Source organism: Geodermatophilus amargosae (genome assembly GCF_900116515.1).
GTDB classification, from domain to species: Bacteria; Actinomycetota; Actinomycetes; order Mycobacteriales; family Geodermatophilaceae; genus Geodermatophilus; species Geodermatophilus amargosae.
The window spans coordinates 71,530-88,565 of record NZ_FPBA01000001.1; the positions used below are offsets into that span (position 1 = coordinate 71,530).

Here is a 17,036-nt window from a genome sequence, read left to right on the forward strand (position 1 = left end):
TGTCAGGGCCGCGGCCGGGACGTTCCCCCGATCAGGTGAGGGCGCGGACGGTCTCCACGACGGCGAACACGGCGAAGACGACGAACAGCACCGCGGCCACCCGGCGGATCAGCGCCACCGGCAGCCGGTCGGCCAGCGTCTTGCCGAGGAACACCGCCAGGCCCGACACCGTGAGCAGGGCCGCCCAGGCGCCGATGAAGACCGACAGCGGCGCGTCGAAGCGGGCGGCAAGGCCGGCGGTGGCCAGCTGGGACAGGTCGCCCCACTCCGCGGCGAACAGCACGCCGAAGGAGACGGCGGCCGCGCGCAGGAACGACGTCCGCTCCCGGGTCTCGGCGGCCTCCCCGCCGTCCTCGGGCCCCTCGGACGCGCTGCGCCACAGCAACACCGCGCCGACGAGGAAGAGCACCGCCACGACGCCGCTGACCAGTGCCGGCGGCAGCAGGGACAGCAGGCTGCCGGCGGTGACGGCGATGGCGACCTGCACGCCGAACGCGGTGCCGACGCCGACGAACACCGGCAGCGGCGCGAACCGGGTGGCCAGGACGAGACTCGCGAACAGCGTCTTGTCCGGCAGCTCCACCGGCAGCACGAGGGCGAACGCCGTCAGCACGACGGACAGGACGATCACGGGCGCTCTCTTCCGCTCGGCACGGCCGGGCGGGGGCGCGTGCCTCCGACCGGCAGCGCGACGACTGCTCCGGCCGAAGGTCTCGCCCACCCGCGCGGGGCGCGGGCCCGCTGACCGGGCGGCTCCCGCGGGAGCCGCCAGCATGTCGACCAGCGGACGGGGGGCTACTCCCCTTCTCGGGCGCCAACCCTAGACGACGGGGACGCGTAATCCCGGTGCGCGCAGGTGTGTGCCCCGTTACCGTCGCGCCGTGCCGTTCCGTTGACGCCCTGACCGGATCCCCCTCCCGCCGGCCGCGCGGCCACTGGCCCGCCTGGCCGTGGCCTGGACCGCGCTGTCCGGGCTGGCTCCCGTCTATCCGCTGTACGCACTGCTGTTCCTCGACACCGGGCTCTCGGCGGCGCAGGTGTCGGGCCTGTTCGCCCTGTGGTCGGTCACCGGCCTGCTGGCCGAGGTGCCCACCGGCGTGCTGGCCGACCGCTGGTCGCGCCGCGGCGCGCTGGTCCTGGCCGGCGTCCTCGAGGCCGCCGGGTTCGTCGTCTGGACGGTGGCGCCCGGGCTGCCCGGCTTCGCCGCCGGGTTCGTCGTCTGGGGCGTCGGGGGCGCGCTGGTGTCCGGCGCCGCCGAGGCGTTGGTCTACGAGGGCCTGGCCGCCGCCGGCGCGGAGGACGCGTTCGTCCGGGTCCAGGGCGCGACGACGGCCACCGAGCTGCTCGTGCAGGTGCCCACCGCGCTGCTGGCCGGAGCGCTGGTCGAGGCCGGCGGCCACGTGCTGGTCGGGTGGGTGAGCGTGGGCGTCTGCCTGGCGGCCGCGGCGCTGGCCACCCGGTTCCCCGAGACCGCGCCCACGGAGGGCGACGACGGGGAGAGGAGCCTGCGCTCGGCCGTGGGCGAGGCGCTGCGCCGGCCGTCGCTGCGGCTGGCCGTCGTCGCCGTCGCGCTGCTCGGCGGCCTCGACGCGCTGGAGGAGTACTTCCCGGTCATGGCGCGCGATCACGGCGTGCCGACGGAGCTCGTGCCCACCGCGGTCCTCGTCGTCGCGCTGGCGGGAGCGGCGGGCGCCGCGCTGGCCGACCGGCTGGCGCGGCTGCCGTCCCGGGCGCTGCCGGCCCTGCTGACCGTCTCCGCGGGGCTGCTGGCGGTGGGGGCGCTGGCCGGGACGGCCGTGGCGCTGGCCGCCGTCGCGCTGTCCTACGGCCTGTACCTCGCCGTGCTGGTGGTGGGGGAGGCGCGGCTGCAGGAGCAGGTGCCGGGCGCGGCGCGGGCCACCGTCACCTCGGTGGCGGGCCTGGGCATCGAGCTGGCGTCGCTGCTGGTCTTCGGCGCGTGGGCGCTCGGGTCGGCGCTCGCCGTCGCGGTGCTGTTCCTCGCCGTCGTCCCCGTCGTCGCCCTCGGCCTGTCCTCCCGGGCGAGGAGCCAGGCGCAGAGGTGAGTCGCCCTGCGAGGCGGCGGGAGGAGGGGGCCCGGAGGGTCCCGCGATCGAGCGCCGGGAGGGGCTCAGCGCGGCCGGGGGACGGCACCTGGCCGCGGTGGTGTCCGGTAGGACGGCGGTGCCATCGCCCTACCTCGCTGTCCGTCTCGCGATGCGGGCGGCGAAGACGCCGGCGGCGTGGCCGTTGTCGATGTTGCTGACGACGACGCCCGGCGAGGCCGAGTTGAGCATCGTCAGCAGCGCCCCGAACCCCCCGAAGGAGCCCGGCTGCCCGGTCGAGGTGGGCACCGCGACGATCGGCACGTCGGTCATCGCGCCCACCGTCGCCGCCAGCGTGGCGTCCAGGCCCGCGACCACGACGAGGCAGTCGACGTCGTCGAGCAGGGTGCGGTCGGTGAGCAGCGGCGGCAGCCGGCTGCCGCCGACGTCGTCGACCCGCACGACCTCGGTGCCGGTCACCCGCGCGACGAACGCGGCCTCCGCGGCGACCGACGCGTCGGCCGTCCCGGCGCACAGGACGCCGACCCGGCCCCGCGGCTCGGGCACGGGGCCGACGGCGGCCGACATCGCCGCGGCGTCGACGGTGGTGGACCCGTCGTGGGCGCCGGCCAGCGCGACCAGCGCGTCGGCGCTGGCCCGCACCACCAGCGCGGGCCGGTCGGGGTGCGCGGCGCGGGTCTCGCGGACCAGGGCGAGCACCTGCTCGGTGGTGCGGCCCACGCCCCAGATGACGTCGGGCTCGGCCGGCGCCGGACGGGCCGGCGCCGACGGCTTGGCCGGGTCGGGCGTGGGGGCGAGCGCCGGCTGGCCCGGGCTGCCCAGCGACAGCGGCGGGTCGGCCAACAGCGAGGCGAAGCCGCCCACCGGGTCCAGCGGCGAGGACTGCACCGGCCCGACCCGGACGGCGGCCGGCCGGGCGGCTTCCCGCCCGCCCGCGCCCTGCGCCGGGGCGTCGGCACGGGCGTCGGCCGGGGCGTCGGGCGCCCGGGTCTGGGTGACCGCCGAGAGCCGGACGACGCGGTCGCGGCCGCTGCGCTTGGCGTCGTAGAGGACGCCGTCGGCGGCGGCGAACAGCGTGCGGCGGTCGTCGCCGCGCGTGGCCGAGGCGATGCCGACGCTGATCGTGACCGGCACGGTCACCCCGAGCGCCGCCCAGTCGTGGGCGGCGACGGCGCGGCGGATCCGCTCGAGCGCCCGCTCGGCCTGCTCGGCGGTGGTGTCGGGCAGCAGGACGACGAACTCGTCACCGGCCCACCGGCACACCTCGTCGGTGTCGCGGCACCCGGCCAGCAGCAGCTCGGCGACCGCGCGCAGCACCGCGTCGCCGCCGGGGTGGCCGACGGCGTCGTTGATGGACTTGAACCGGTCGACGTCGACGACGGCCAGCGCCGGCGTGGTGCCCGCGGTGAGCAGGCCGTCGAGCCGCGCCTCGGCGTAGCGGCGGTTGGGCAGGTGGGTGAGCGGGTCCTCGTAGGCCTGGCGGCGCAGCTGCCCGGCGGCGCGCTCGTTCTCCAGCAGGCTCTTGCGCCGGCCGAACAGCTCCACCCAGCGGGTGCGCCGCTCGTCGACCCGGTCCAGCTCGTCGGCGAGGTAGGCCTGCAGGTAGGGCAGCGCGCGGCCGGCGTCGTCGAGCTCGGCGTGCAGCGTGCACAGCTCGCGCAGCGCGGCCCGGCGCAGCCGCGGCAGGCCGTGCTCGGTGGCCAGCGCGAGTGCCTTGGCCAGCTGCTCGTCGGCGCCCCGGCCGTCGCCCTGCCGGCGCAGCGCGCGACCGAGCGCGAGCAGGGCCGAGGCCAGCAGCGCGCGGTCGCCGGCGGCGCTGGTGATCCGCACGGCGGCCCGCAGGGGGCCGGTGGCGGCGGCGTGCTCGCCCAGCCCGACCAGCGCCCAGCCGTGCACGACCTGCGCGGACACGATGCCGTCGGCGTCGGGCGGCAGCTGGGCCAGGGCCTGCTCGGCCAGCCGGCGGCTCTCGGCGAAGTGCGGGACGGCGGCCTCGGGCTCGCCGTCGTCGAGCAGCGCCTCGCCCAGCTCCGCGCACAGTGCACCGAGGCAGGTGGCGGCGTTGGCGACGAGGACGTCGGGGTCGCCGTCGTCGGGGCCGAGCGTGCCCTGCCCGGCGGCGGCGGTGGCCGCCTCCAGTGCGCGGCGCTGGTAGTCCAGTGCCAGCGGCATGAGCTCGAGGTCGGCGAGGACACCGGCCAGCGTGCCCAGGGTGTCGACGAGCAGCGCGTCGGGCGGCAGGGCGGGGTCGAGCAGGCTGGCCGCCTCGACCGCCTCGTCCATCGCCGCGTCGATGCGGCGCGAGAGCAGCTCGATGCGGGCGTGCCGGGCCAGGCCGGCGGCCCGCTGCAGGTCGTCGTCGGCGGCGTCGAAGGCGGCCTTCGCCGAGCGCACGAGGGCGATGGCGAGGGCGGCGTGCGACGCGGACTCCGAGCGCGGGTCGCCGTCGCCGGCGTCGCGGCCGGCGGGGCCGTCGTCGGCGCGGTCGAAGAGGTCGGCGACGCCGGCGTGCAGGTCGAGCGACTCGGTCGCCTCCGGGGCGTCCAGCGGCTCGCCGACGAGGGTGAACCCGGCGACGCGAAGCCTGCGGACCAGCAGCTCGGCGCGCAGGGTGTCGGCCCAGGCGCGGCCGAGGGAGGGCTCGTCGTCGCGCGCGGCGGCCGTGGAGGCGGCGCCGGCCTCGTAGGGCCCGGCACCGTACGGCGAGGAGGGGTCGACGACCGACAGCAGCCGCTCGGCGTCGTCGAGCTGCCAGTTGGCGAGGGCGGCGGTCACCCGGTGGTGCAGGGCTCCCGGTGGCACGAGCGCACTGTGCACGCCGTCGGGCGGGGATGCGAGCACCGGTCCGCGGGCACGCCGTGTGGCGCCGGTCGCGTCGTCCGTCGCGTCACTGGCGTCCCAGGTGCGTCCCGCGCTCACGAGGAGGTCCCCTCGGCGGGGCCGTCCACCAGCCCGGGGGCGCGCACCCGGTTGCGCCCGCCGCGCTTGGCGGAGAACAGGTGCAGGTCGGCGGTGTCGAACAGCGATCGCCAGCCGACCGGCGCGTCGTCGTCGTCGTCGGCGGCCGGCGCGGTGGCCACCCCGATGCTGACGGTGATCGGCTCGCTCAGGGACAGGTCGCCCCAGTCGGCGTCGGCCACGGCCGCGCGCAGCCGCTCGGCGGTGGCCAGCGCCTGGGCCGGGGTGGCCGTCGGGAGGACGACGAGGAACTCGTCGCCGGCCCAGCGGTACACCTCGTCGCCGACCCGGCTGTGCTCGCGCAGCAGCGCGGCCACCCGGCGCAGCACCTCGTCGCCGTGGGAGTGCGAGGTGTCGTCGTTGACCTCCTTGAACCGGTCGACGTCGACGACGGCCAGCGACAGCGGCTCGGCGCCCGGCCGCAGGCCGGCCAGACGGCGCTCGGCGCTGCGCCGGTTGCCCAGCCCGGTGAGCGGGTCCTCCAGCGCGTGCCGGCGCAGCACGGCGGCCTGCCGCTCGACCTCCCGCAGCCGGCTCTGGCGCACGAACATCTCCGCCCACAGCTCCCGGCTGCGGGCGTGCGCCCTTCCGGTCTCGGCGCGGTAGGCGTCCAGCCAGTGCAGCGCCTCGGCGGGACGGCCCATGGCGGCGGTGGCCTGCCCCAGCTCGAGCAGGCACTGCCGGTAGCGGCGCCGGTCGGCGGTGGCGGCGAAGGCGCCGGCCGCGTCGACGAGCAGGTCGGCGGCCTCCTCGCCGTGCCCGCCGCCGGTGTGCGCCTGCGACAGCCGGGTGAGCAGCCGGGACAGGGCCAGGTCGGCGTAGCCGCGCAGCCACGTGCTGCCGCTGCGGCGCACCCGCCGCTGCACGCTGCGCAGCGGGCCTAGGGCGTCGTCGAGGTCGTCGTGGCAGGCCAGGGCCCAGGCCTGGACGACGTCGAGCAGGTCGAGGTCGTCGGCGTCGGGCTCGACGTCCAGCGCGCGGGCGTCGGAGGCGCAGGCCAGCGCGGTCCCGGCCAGTTCGCGCGCCCGGTCGGCCTGGCCCCGGCGGCGCAGCGTCTGGGCCAGCTCGCAGTTCTGCTGGGCGCACAGCCGCAGCAGCAGCCAGTGGTCGGCGAGGTCGGGGAGCGTGGCGGCCACCCGGTGCCCGCGCTCGGCCGAGGCGACGGCGAGCTCCTCGAGGTCGAGCGCGGTGAGGGTGAGCGAGAGCCACAGGTGCGCCTGGGCGAGGGCGCGGGAGGGCTCGCCGGCGGGCGGGTCGAGCTGCTCGGTCAGCAGGCTCGCGTCGACGGCGAGCAGCATCGCGGAGTCGGGGTGGTCGGCGGTGGCCTCGAGGTGCGCGAGGTAGGCCAGGACCAGCGCCGTCGAGGCCGACGGCGGGCAGGAGCCGAGGGCCTCGCGGGCGGCGCCCACCCCGGCCACGGTGGCGTCCCGGTCGCCGTCGAGGAGTCCGCGCCGGGCGGCCAGCGCGTGCCGCCAGGCGGCCCAGCTGGGGTCGGCCGCCGCGTCGAGGCGGGCCTCGGCGTCGTCGAGCCCGGCCCGGAAGGCGGCGGCGTCGTCCCGGCTGCTCGCGGCCAGCAGGCGCCACAGGGCAGCGTCGAGGTCACCGTCGGTGACGGGAGCGGGGCCGGGGGTCACGCATCCCTCCTCGTGCGACGCCGGACGTCCGGCCACGCGGGCCGGCGGCGAGGCAGCTCCCCCCGGACGGGGACTGCGCCCCTGTCCGACCGCACTACCCTCGTCGGGTGCCCCAGACGCCTCCGACGCGGTTCGCCTATCTCGGGCCCGAGGGTACCTTCGCCGAGGCCGCGCTCGGCAGCGCCGTCGCTCCCGGGGAGGGGGTGCGGCAGCCGGCGGCCAGCGTCCCGGCCGCCCTGGCGGCGGTCCGCGCCGGTGAGGTCGACGCCGCGCTGGTGCCCATGGAGAACTCGGTCGAGGGCTCGGTCCCGGCGACGATGGACGGCCTGGCCGACGGCGACCCGCTGCTCATCACCCGCGAGGTGTTCCTTCCCGTCTCCTTCGTCCTCGCCGCCCGGCCCGGCACCCGGCCCGAGGACGTCCGCGACGTGGTGAGCCACCCGCACGCGCTCGCCCAGACCGCCCGCACGGTGGCCGAGCGGCTGCCCGGCGTGCCCGCGCTGCCCGCCTCCTCGACGGCGGCCGCGGCCCGGGCGGTGGCCGACGGCGAGCACGACGCCGCGGTCTGCGCGCCGATCGCCGCCCAGCGCTACGGCCTGGTCCCGCTGGCCGAGGACGTGGCCGACCACCCCGGCGCGGTGACCCGCTTCGTCCTGGTGTCCCGCCCCGGGCAGCTCCCGGCGCCGACCGGCGAGGACAAGACCTCGCTGGTCGTCGTCGTCACCGACCGCACCGGCGCGCTGCTCGACGTGCTGCGCGAGTTCGCCGTCCGCGGGATCAGCCTGACCCGCATCGAGTCCCGGCCCACCCGCGACCGGCTGTGGGTCTACTCCTTCTCGCTGGACTGCGAGGGGCACGTGGCCGAGGCGCGGGTGGGCGAGGCGCTCGCCGCGCTGCACCGGGTCTGCGAGGACGTGCGCTTCCTCGGCTCCTACCCGCGTGCCGACGGCCGCACCAGCCGGCCGGTGCCCGACGAGGCCGCCGACGCCGCCTTCGCCGACGCGCAGGAGTGGGTGACCCGGCTCCGCGCCGGCCGGGTCTGAGCTCTCTGTGTCCCGGCGGTGGCCGCGTCGCCGATGGCGGCGGTCCGGTCCGGCCCGGCCGCTCAGGCCGGTTCCAGCTCCCGCTCGGGCTCGGGCTGCGGGCGCCGGGCCAGCCGGCCCGGCCACCAGGTGCGGTCCCCGAGCAGCGCCACCGCCGAGGGCACCACCAGCGACCGGACGACGAAGGTGTCGAGCAGGACGCCGAAGCCCACGAGGAAGGCCAGCTGCACGAGGAACAGCAGCGGCAGCACCGACAGCGCGCCGAAGGTCGCGGCCAGCACCAGCCCGGCGCTGGTGATGACCCCGCCGGTGACCGCCAGGGCGCGCAGGACGCCGTCGCGGGTGCCGTGCCGTGCGGACTCCTCCCGGGCCCGCGTCATGAGGAAGATGTTGTAGTCGATCCCCAGGGCGACGAGGAACACGAACCCGATGAGCAGGATGCCGGGGTCACTGCCGGGGAAGCCGAACACGTTCTCGAACAGCAGCGCCGCCACCCCGACCGTCGCGCCGACGCTGAGCACCACCGTGGCCACCAGCAGCAGGGGGGCCACCAGCGCCCGGAGCAGCAGCGCCAGGACGACGGTGATGACCACCAGCACGCTCGGCACGATCACCCGCAGGTCGCGGGCGGCGGTCTCGCGGGCGTCGAGGTTGCTCGCGGTGTCGCCGCCCACCAGTGCCTCGGGGTCGGCGTCGTCGAGCCGGTCCCGCAGGTCCTGGACGACGTCGATCGCCTCGGTGCTGTCCGGGGCGACGTCGAGCGTGACGTCGAGGCGGACCAGGCCGTCCACGACCACCGGGTCCGCGCCGGGCTGGGGCGGGCCCTGGGCGCCGGTGAACGGCACGACCGAGGCGATGCCGTCCGTGGCCGCCGCGGCCTCGGCCACCGCCGGCCAGTCGCCCTCCGGCGTCACGACGACGGTCGGGGCACCCGCGCCGGCGTCGAAGTGGCGGCCCAGGGCCTCCTGGCCGTCCACCGCGTTCGACTCGCCGCGGATCGCGTCGGTGAAGGTGATGCCGCCGGCGTCGTAGGTCGGCGCGAACACGGCCGCGGCGACCAGTGCCAGGGTGCTGAGCGCCAGCACCCGCCGGGGCCGCCGGCCGACCAGCGCGGCCACCCGCGGCCACCCGCGGCCCTCCTCGACCTGGTCGCCGACGTGCGGGCGGAACGGCCAGAACGCGGCGCGGCCGAGCAGGGTCAGCGCGGCGGGCAGGAAGGTCAGCGCGGCGATGACGGCGAGGGTGACGCTCACCGCCGAGATCGGCCCGAGGCCGCGGTTGGAGGCCAGGTCGGAGAAGAGCAGGCAGAGCACGCCGAGGACCACGGTCGCCCCGGAGGCGACGATCGGCTCCCACGAGCGCCGCAGCGCGGTGCGCATCGCGGTGTAGCGCGACGTCTCGGTCCGCAGCTCCTCGCGGAAGCGCGAGACCAGCAGCAGGCCGTAGTCGGTGGCCGCGCCCACCACGAGGATCGAGGCGATGCCCTGGCTCTGCCCGTTGACGGTGATCAGCCCGGCGTCGGCCAGAAGGTAGGCGACCGCGGTGCCGGCGGTGAGCGCCAGGCCGGCGGTGGCGATCACCAGGAACGGCAGGATCGGGCTGCGGTAGACCACCAGCAGGATGAGCAGCACGACGCCGAAGGCGGCCAGCAGGAGCAGACCGTCGATGCCCTCGAAGCCGTTGGCGAAGTCGGCGAAGATGCCGCCCGGACCGGTCACGAACGACGACGTCCCGTCGACCGCGATCACCTCGCGGACGTCCTCGACCACGGGCACGAGCTCGTCGCCGATCTCCGGTGCCAGCGGGAGGACGGCCTCGACCGCCAGGCCGTCCTCCGAGGGGATGGGCGGCGAGGCCTGCCCGGCGAGGAACCCGGCGTCCTCGGCGACGGCCGTGGCCTCCTGCAGCCGCTGCCCGATCTCGCCGAGAGTGGCCTCGTCGAGGGGGTCCTCGGACTCCCACAGCAGGATCGCGGGGATCGCCTCCGTGGGCGAGAAGTCCCGCTGCAGCTCGGCCACCCGGGTGGACTCCGCGCTGTCGGGGAGGAACGCGGCGTTGTCGTTCTCCTGCAGGCCGGTCAGCTTGCCGCTGAGCGCGCCGAGCGGGCCTGCGGCACCCACCCACAGCAGCAGGACGATCAGGGGGAGCAGCCAGCGGCCACGGCGCGCCATGATGTGATCCTCTCGACGGCCGAATGTCTCGATGACCGAGAGGTTAGGGGGTGGTGGAGGTGGCGCGCAACGACGGGGGGCGGGTCGAGCTCGCGCTGCTGCTGCGCCGGCTCACCGTCGAGCTCGACGCGGTGGGCGAGCGCTTCGCCAAGCCGCACGGACTCGGCCGCACGGACGTGCGGGCGGTCATCGCGATCATGGACGCCACCCGCCGCGGGGAGCCCCTCACCGCCGGGGGACTGGGCGCCGCGGTGGGGCTGAGCTCGGCGTCGGTGACGGCGCTGGTCGACCGGCTGGAGCGCGCCGGGCACGTGCACCGCGTCCGCGACGCCACCGACCGCCGTCGCGTGGTGCTGCAGATGTCGGAGGCCTCGATGGCCGCGGGCGCGGCCTTCTTCGGCGGGCTGCAGCGCGAGCTCGTCGCCGCGATGGACGGCTTCTCCGACGACGACCTCGACTCGGTCCGCCGGTGGCTGACCGCGATGACCGAGGTCGTCGTCGCCCACCGCTGAGCGGAGGCATGGGAAGCTCTCCCCACGTCCTGGCGCCTCGGACGTGCGGAACGCTTCCTATGCCGCCAGGTAGCGGGCGAGGTGCGTGGCCAGCGGCTCGAGGCCGACGGCCGCCCGCCGCTCGTCGAGCCGGTCGGGGTCGGCCACCGGCCACAGCACCGGGTGGCCGTCGACGACGTCGGCCACCTGCGTGCCGTACGTCTGGTGCCGCCCCTCGGTGACCGCGACCCGGTCCTCGAGCATCGCCAGCTGCTGTGCCGGCGCCCCACCCCGCTCGACGGCCTCCCGCAGCAGCCGCAGCGCGAGGCGCTGGACGGACAGCTGGGTGTCGGCGTGCTGCGCGACCAGCCACGCGCCGCGGGCGGCTCCCTCACCGACGCGATCGGCGGTCGGCCACCCGCCGTCGGCCAGCAGCTGCTCGAGCCGGTCGGCGTGCCGGACGAAGACCTCGCGCTGCTCGCGCCGGGCCTCCACCGGCCTCCGGCCCAGCGAGCCGCCGCCGGTCCGGGTCATGAGCTCGCGCTGCTCGTCGACCATCGCCTCGAGCTCCGCGCGCAGTGCCGCGTCGTCCACCCGCCGTCCTCCCCGTGTGCCCGTACCGCCGGGCAGCCTGCCCGAGCACCGCGGTGTGTGCACCCGGCGCTAGAGGTAGAGGCCGGTGGACTCCTCGATCCGCTCGGCGGCCACGGCGTGCACGTCGCGCTCGCGCAGGATGACCAGCTCCTCGCCGTGCACCTCGACCTCGTGCTGGTCCTCGGGGGAGAAGAGCACCTGGTCGCCGACCTTCACCTGCCGGACGCTGGCGCCCACGCCGCGCGCCTCACCCCAGACCAGCCGCTTGGCCACCTGCGCTGTCGCGGGGATGAGGATCCCGCCGATCGAGCGCCGCTCGCCGTCCTCCCGGCGGAGGGACACCAGGATCCGGTCGTGCAGCATCTTGATCGGCAGCCCGCTGTTCCTGGCGACGTCGGATGGCACGCGGTCACGGTACGCGGACGGCCCTCCTGCAGGGTCCCGCCCCGAGCGTGCGAGGGGTGGGGGCAGGAGGGTCCTTCCGCTACGACCAGCCGAGCTCGTGGAGCCGGTCGTCGTCGATGCCGAAGTGGTGGGCGATCTCGTGCACGACGGTCACCGTCACCTCCTCGACCACCTCCTCGGCGGTCGAGCAGATGTCGCAGATGGCCTCGCGGTAGACCATGATCCGGTCGGGCAGCGCGCCGCCGTACTGCCAGCCGCGCTCGGTCAGCGCGTACCCCTCGTACAGCCCCAGCAGGTCCGGCTCGTCCTCGTTGCGGTCCTCGACCAGCACGACGACGTTGTCCAGCAGCGCCATCAGGTCGGCCGGGACCGCGTCGAGGGCGTCGGCGACCAGCGACTCGAAGACCTCGCGGGGGAGCGGCCTCACCAGCTGGTGGGCTGCGGGCGGCCCTCCTCGTAGCCGGCCGCGCTCTGCACCCCCACGACCGCGCGCTCGTGGAACTCGTCGATGGTGCGGGCGCCGGCGTAGGTGCACGAGGAGCGCACCCCGGCGACGATGCCGTCGACCAGGTCCTCCACGCCCGGGCGGGCCGGGTCCAGGTACATCCGCGACGAGGAGATGCCCTCCTCGAACAGCCCGGCGCGGGCGCGCTCGAAGCCGCTCTGCTGCGCCGTCCGCGCCTTGACCGCGCGGGCCGAGGCCATGCCGAAGGACTCCTTGTACAGCCGGCCGCTGCCGTCGTCGTGGATGTCGCCGGCGCTCTCGTAGGTGCCGGCGAACCAGGAGCCGACCATCACGTTGGCGGCGCCGGCGGCCAGGGCCAGGGCGACGTCGCGGGGGTGGCGCACCCCGCCGTCGGCCCACACGTGCTTCCCGAGCCGGCGGGCCTCGGCGGCGCACTCCTCGACGGCGGAGAACTGAGGCCGGCCGACGCCGGTCATCATCCGCGTCGTGCACATGGCGCCCGGCCCGACGCCGACCTTGACCACGTCGGCCCCGGCCTCGACCAGGTCGCGGGTGCCCTCGGCGGTGACCACGTTGCCGGCCACCACCGGCACCGCCCCGGCCACCGCCCGCACCGCGCGGACCGCCTCGACCGCCTTCTCCTGGTGGCCGTGCGCGGTGTCGACGACGAGCACGTCCACACCGGCGGCCAGCAGCGCGGAGGCCTTGCCGGCGACGTCGCCGTTGATGCCGACGGCGGCCGAGGTGAGCAGCTGGCCCGTCGCGTTGACCGCGGGGGTGTAGACCGTCGAGCGCAGCGCGCCCTTGCGGGTGACGACGCCCACGAGCCGCTCGCCCTCGACCACCGGCGCGGCGCTGACCCGCTCCTCGGCGAGCACGTCGAAGACCTTCGGCAGGTCGGTGCCCGCGGGGATGGTCAGCGGGTGCGCCGCCATGACCTGCGAGAGCTGGCTGAAGCGGTCCACACCGCGGCAGGCGCCGTCGGTGACCACGCCGACCGGCACCATGCCGTCGGGGCCCCGGCCGTCGACCACGACGACGATCCCGTGCGCCCGCTTGGTCATCAGGGACAACGCCTCGCCGACGGTCGAGGTGGGGGAGAGGGTGATCGCCGTGTCGTAGACCGGGTGGCGCGCGTGGACCCAGGAGACGACCTCGCCGACGACGTCGACCGGGATGTCCTGCGGCAGCACCGCCAGGCCGCCGCGGCGGGCGATGGTCTCGGCCATCCGGCGGCCGCTGATGGCCGTCATGTTGGCGACCACGACCGGGATGGTGGTGCCCACCCGGTCCGGCGTCGTCAGGTCGACCTCCAGCCGGGAGCCCACGGTGCTGGAGTTCGGCACCATGAAGACGTCGGCGTAGGTCAGGTCGGTGGCCGGGCGGTTGCCGCCGAGGAAGCGCATGCCCCCAGTCTCCCGCATCCACGGGGCCCGGGCGGGGACCGCGCGGCCTTGCGCTGGAGTCCGCTCCAGGTCCGAGCATGGCCGGCATGCGACACGTGACGGGATACGCGGCCTTCGAGCCGGATGGGCAGCTGCGGCCCCTGGAGTTCCGGCGGCGGGACCTGCGACCCGACGACGTCGCGGTGCGGGGGTCCTGCCGCTGGCCGAGGTGAACACGGCGTTCCGGCGGCTGTCCGCCGGTGACGTCCGCTGGCGGTTCGTGCTGGACGTCGCGGCCTAGCGTGGCGGCCGTGACGACCGCTCCGGGCATCCGCGAGGTCTCCGAGCACACCGGCCTCAGCATCGACACGCTGCGCTGGTACGAGCGGGAGGGACTCATCCCGCTCGTCGAGCGGACGCCGACCGGCCGGCGCAGCTACCCACCCGCGGCCCTCCGGTTCATCCGGCTGGTCCAGGTACTGCGCCGCACGGGGATGCCGGTCGCGGACGTGCGGCACTTCATGCAGCTCGGGGAGGGGCGCCTGGAGCACCACCCGACCCGGATGGCGCTGCTCGAGTCGCAGCGGAGGTCGATCGAGCGGCAGGTGGACCAGGTGCACGGGGACCTCGCCGTCCTCACCGCGAAGATCGACCAGTACCGGGACCTGATCGCCCGCGGCCTCGACTGCGAGGACGAGCACGCCACCCGGGTCGTCTGCCCGGGCGAGGAGGACGCCCGCCACCTGGCCGGACCCCGGCGACCGGCCACGCCGGGCCGGGGAGGAGGGCGGACGTCTCTACGATCGACCCCGTGATCGACCTGCGCCTGGTGCGCGAGCACCCCGACGTCGTCCGTGCCAGCCAGCGTGCCCGCGGCGCCGACGAGTCCCGGGTCGACGCGCTCCTGGCCGCCGACGAGGCCCGCCGCGCCGCCGTCAAGCGCGCCGACGACCTGCGGGGGGAGCAGAAGGCGGCCTCGCAGGCGGTGCGGAACGCGTCGAAGGAGGAGCGCCCCGCCGTGCTGGAGCGGGCCAAGGCGCTCGCCGCCCAGGTCAAGGAGGCCGAGGAGGCCCAGCGGGCGGCCGACGCCGCGCTGCGCGCGGCGCACCTGGGCCTGGCCAACGTCGTCCACGACGGCGTCCCGCCCGGTGGTGAGGACGACGCCGTGACGCTGCGGACCGTCGGCGAGGTCCCGGCCTACGACTTCGAGGTGCGCGACCACCTGCAGATCGGCGAGGCGCTCGGCGCGATCGACATGGAGCGCGGCGCGAAGGTCTCCGGCGCCCGCTTCTACTTCCTCACCGGCCCGGGCGCGCTGCTGGAGTTCGCGCTCGCCCAGCTGGCGATCAGCCGCGCGGTCGCCGCCGGGTTCACCCCCGTCGTGGCGCCCGCGCTGGTCAAGCCCGAGGCCATGGAGGGCACCGGCTTCCTCGGCGAGCACGACGAGGAGGTCTACCGGGTCGAGCGCGACGACCTCTACCTCGTGGGCACGTCCGAGGTGGCGCTGGCCGGCATGCACGCCGACGAGGTGCTCGACCTGTCGGCCGGCCCGCGCCGCTACGCCGGCTGGTCGTCCTGCTTCCGCCGCGAGGCCGGCTCCTACGGCAAGGACACCCGCGGCATCATCCGCGTGCACTGGTTCGACAAGGTCGAGATGTTCAGCTTCTGCCGGCCCGAGGAGGCCGCCGCGGAGCACCTGCGGCTGCTCGCCTGGGAGGAGGAGTTCCTCCAGACGCTGGAGCTGCCCTACCGGGTCGTCGACATCGCCGCCGGCGACCTGGGCACCAGCGCCGCCCGCAAGTACGACATCGAGGCGTGGTTCCCCAGCCAGGGCACCTACCGCGAGCTGACCAGCACCTCGGACTGCACGACCTTCCAGGCCCGCCGGCTGGCCATCCGCTACCGCGACGAGGACGGGAAGCCGCGGACGGCGGCCACGCTCAACGGCACGCTGTGCGCCATCGCGCGCACCATCGCCTGCCTGCTCGAGGTGCACCAGCGCGCCGACGGCTCGGTGCACGTCCCGGCGGCGCTGCGGCCGTGGCTCGGCGGCCACGAGGTGCTCACCCCCGGCATGACGCTCGCCGCCCCGGTGCCGCCGGCGGCCGCATGAGCCGGACCGTCCTCTCCGGACACGTCCCCTCCCCGGACTCCGAGCGGGTCGTCGACCTCGGCGCCCTGGACGGCTGGCGCCCGCGGCTGGTCGCCAGCGACCTCGACGGCACGCTGCTGTCCTCCCGCGGCCAGGTCACCCCGCGCACCCGGGCGGCCCTGGAGGCGTGCTGGGACGCCGACATCCCCGTCGTCGGCGTCACCGGCCGCGGGCCCCGGCTGCTCGACAGCGTCCGCACCGCGCTCGGGGGCCGGGGCATCGCCGTCCTCGCACAGGGCGGGTTCGTCGTCGACCTGGAGCGCGACGAGGTGCTGCGCACGGTGGGCCTGCCGCGCGACCAGGCGACCGCGGTGATCGAGCGCATCGAGGAGGTGGCCGGCGACCTGGTCCTGGCCGTGGAGGACGCCGCCGAGCAGGCCGAGGCGCACTCGCCGCTGCGGGTGCAGCACGGCTTCGACTGGCCCTATCCCGAGCCCGCGCACCTGCTGCCGCGGCACCAGGTGCTGCCCACCGGCGCGGTGCTCAAGGTCTTCCTCCGCTCGCCCGGCCTCGGCCAGGACGAGCTGCTCGCCCGCGCCCGGTCGGTCGTCGACCCGGCCGACGCCGAGGTGACCCACGCGGGCCTCGGCTTCATCGAGGTGCTGCCGCCCGGCGTCACCAAGGCCACCGGGCTGACGGTCGCGCTCGACCGCTACGACGTCGGGTTCGCCGACGTCCTCGTCTTCGGCGACATGCCCAACGACCTGCCGATGATCGGTGCGGTCACCGCCGCCGGCGGCCGGGCGGTCGCGGTCGCCAACGCCCACCCCGCCGTCCGCGCGGCCGCCGGCGGGCTCACCAGTGGCCACGACGCCGACGGCGTGGCCCGCTACCTCGAGGCGGTGCTCGCCGGTGTCTGACTGGCGCCCCCGGCTGATCGCCAGCGACATGGACGGCACGCTGCTGCGGTCCGACGACACCGTCAGCGACGCCACCGTCGCCGAGTTGCAGCGCTGGGCGGACGACGGCGTCCCCTTCGTCCTGGCCACCGGGCGGCCGCCGCGCTGGATGCGCCGCATCCGGGAGGTCGTGCGGTCGGGCACCGCCGTCTGCTGCAACGGCGCGGTGCTGCTCGACCTCGGCCGCTTCGAGATCCTCACCGAGGAGGCGCTGCCCCCCGCCGTGCTCGCCGAGATCACCGCGGGCCTGCGCGCCGAGCAGCCCGGCACCTGGTTCGCCGTCGAGTACGGCCTGGAGTTGCGGCACGAGCCGGTGTACCGGCCGCGCTGGGACGCCGACGCGCCCGGCGTCGCCGAGGCGTCGCTGGAGGAGATGATCGCGGCGCCCGCGGCCAAGCTGCTGGCCCGCCACGAGGACCTCGGCCGCGACGAGTTCCTGGCCCTCGTCGAGCGCGTGGTGGGGGACCTCGCGACGGTCACGAACTCCTCGACGGACGCGCTGGCCGAGATCTCCGCCCCCGGCGTCACCAAGGCCACCGGCATCGCCCGCATCGCCGACCGGTTCGGCGTGGGCCCGGGCGAGGTCGTCGTCTTCGGGGACATGCCCAACGACATCGCCGCGTTCGACTGGGTGCGCGAGGGCGGCGGCCGGGCCGTGGCCATGGCGCACGCGCACCCGGACCTGCTCGCCGCCGCCACCGACGTCACCGGCACCAACGACGACGACGGCGTCGCGGCCTTCCTCGCCTCCCTCTGACCCCGCGCGCCCCGACCC

General features: G+C 76.4%; 15 protein-coding genes. 7 read left to right on the forward strand and 8 right to left on the reverse strand.

The window, feature by feature from the left end:
- Positions 1-31: 31 nt before the first annotated feature.
- A complete protein-coding gene (locus tag BM414_RS00350; RefSeq protein WP_245784351.1) occupies positions 32-631 on the reverse strand; it encodes a TMEM165/GDT1 family protein in 600 nt (199 codons plus the stop codon).
- 319 nt (positions 632-950) lie between these two features.
- Here BM414_RS00350 and BM414_RS00355 point away from each other — a divergent pair, with 319 nt between their 5' ends.
- Positions 951-2,063 (forward strand): MFS transporter, encoded by a 1,113-nt coding sequence (locus BM414_RS00355; RefSeq protein ID WP_093577485.1) that lies wholly within the window; start codon positions 951-953, stop codon positions 2,061-2,063.
- A 129-nt stretch (positions 2,064-2,192) separates the two neighbouring features.
- Here the strand turns inward: BM414_RS00355 and BM414_RS00360 are convergent, their stop codons facing one another.
- Entirely contained in the window at positions 2,193-4,865 is a 2,673-nt protein-coding gene (locus BM414_RS00360; RefSeq protein ID WP_245784352.1) for a diguanylate cyclase domain-containing protein, read from the reverse strand.
- Positions 4,866-4,978: 113 nt separating this feature from the next.
- A complete protein-coding gene (locus tag BM414_RS00365) occupies positions 4,979-6,655 on the reverse strand; it encodes a GGDEF domain-containing protein (protein ID WP_093577487.1) in 1,677 nt (558 codons plus the stop codon).
- Positions 6,656-6,762: 107 nt separating this feature from the next.
- Here BM414_RS00365 and pheA point away from each other — a divergent pair, with 107 nt between their 5' ends.
- Positions 6,763-7,698 carry a prephenate dehydratase gene (gene pheA, locus BM414_RS00370; protein ID WP_093577488.1) on the forward strand — a complete coding sequence of 312 codons (936 nt, stop codon included), beginning with the start codon at positions 6,763-6,765 and terminating at the stop codon, positions 7,696-7,698.
- 62 nt (positions 7,699-7,760) lie between these two features.
- Here the strand turns inward: pheA and BM414_RS00375 are convergent, their stop codons facing one another.
- Positions 7,761-9,869: an MMPL family transporter gene (locus BM414_RS00375; protein ID WP_093577489.1), complete on the reverse strand. Its 2,109-nt coding sequence runs from the start codon at positions 9,867-9,869 to the stop codon at positions 7,761-7,763.
- A 50-nt stretch (positions 9,870-9,919) separates the two neighbouring features.
- On the opposite strand from BM414_RS00375, the gene BM414_RS00380 reads away from it, so the two are divergent.
- Positions 9,920-10,381, forward strand: a complete 462-nt coding sequence (locus BM414_RS00380) for a MarR family winged helix-turn-helix transcriptional regulator (protein ID WP_245784353.1) — start codon at positions 9,920-9,922, stop codon at positions 10,379-10,381.
- 57 nt (positions 10,382-10,438) lie between these two features.
- Here BM414_RS00380 and BM414_RS00385 read toward each other — a convergent pair whose 3' ends face one another.
- From BM414_RS00385 to BM414_RS00400, 4 genes are all read right to left on the reverse strand, one after another.
- On the reverse strand, positions 10,439-10,954 hold the full coding sequence (locus BM414_RS00385; RefSeq protein ID WP_093577490.1) for a DUF6624 domain-containing protein: 516 nt from the start codon (positions 10,952-10,954) through the stop codon (positions 10,439-10,441).
- A 69-nt stretch (positions 10,955-11,023) separates the two neighbouring features.
- On the reverse strand, positions 11,024-11,359 hold the full coding sequence (locus tag BM414_RS00390; RefSeq protein WP_245784354.1) for a GroES family chaperonin: 336 nt from the start codon (positions 11,357-11,359) through the stop codon (positions 11,024-11,026).
- A gap of 79 nt (positions 11,360-11,438) precedes the next feature.
- Positions 11,439-11,786 (reverse strand): metallopeptidase family protein, encoded by a 348-nt coding sequence (locus tag BM414_RS00395; RefSeq protein ID WP_217644439.1) that lies wholly within the window; start codon positions 11,784-11,786, stop codon positions 11,439-11,441.
- Positions 11,783-13,231, reverse strand: a complete 1,449-nt coding sequence (locus tag BM414_RS00400) for a GuaB1 family IMP dehydrogenase-related protein (RefSeq protein ID WP_093577491.1) — start codon at positions 13,229-13,231, stop codon at positions 11,783-11,785. The genes BM414_RS00395 and BM414_RS00400 overlap by 4 nt, the downstream gene beginning before the upstream one ends.
- A gap of 290 nt (positions 13,232-13,521) precedes the next feature.
- On the opposite strand from BM414_RS00400, the gene BM414_RS00405 reads away from it, so the two are divergent.
- Genes BM414_RS00405 through BM414_RS00420 form a run of 4 tightly spaced genes read left to right on the forward strand, consistent with a single transcriptional unit; the run spans position 13,522 to position 17,018 of the window.
- Positions 13,522-14,025, forward strand: coding sequence for a MerR family transcriptional regulator (locus BM414_RS00405; protein WP_245784355.1), 504 nt, complete (start codon positions 13,522-13,524; stop codon positions 14,023-14,025).
- Positions 14,022-15,323 carry a serine--tRNA ligase gene (gene serS / locus BM414_RS00410; RefSeq protein ID WP_093577493.1) on the forward strand — a complete coding sequence of 434 codons (1,302 nt, stop codon included), beginning with the start codon at positions 14,022-14,024 and terminating at the stop codon, positions 15,321-15,323. Before BM414_RS00405 ends, serS begins: the two co-directional genes overlap by 4 nt.
- On the forward strand, positions 15,320-16,222 hold the full coding sequence (locus BM414_RS00415; protein WP_093577494.1) for an HAD family hydrolase: 903 nt from the start codon (positions 15,320-15,322) through the stop codon (positions 16,220-16,222). Before serS ends, BM414_RS00415 begins: the two co-directional genes overlap by 4 nt.
- A complete protein-coding gene (locus tag BM414_RS00420) occupies positions 16,215-17,018 on the forward strand; it encodes an HAD family hydrolase (RefSeq protein ID WP_093577495.1) in 804 nt (267 codons plus the stop codon). Before BM414_RS00415 ends, BM414_RS00420 begins: the two co-directional genes overlap by 8 nt.
- The last annotated feature ends 18 nt before the right edge of the window (positions 17,019-17,036 follow it).

What these genes read in the sequence shown, in the direction of transcription:
- BM414_RS00375 (WP_093577489.1), bottom strand. Translation starts at nt 9,869, where the DNA reads ATGGCGCGCCGTGGCCGCTGGCTGCTCCCCCTGATCGTCCTGCTGCTG.
- BM414_RS00400 (WP_093577491.1), bottom strand. Translation starts at nt 13,231, where the DNA reads ATGCGCTTCCTCGGCGGCAACCGCCCGGCCACCGACCTGACCTACGCC.
- BM414_RS00415 (WP_093577494.1), top strand. Translation starts at nt 15,320, where the DNA reads ATGAGCCGGACCGTCCTCTCCGGACACGTCCCCTCCCCGGACTCCGAG.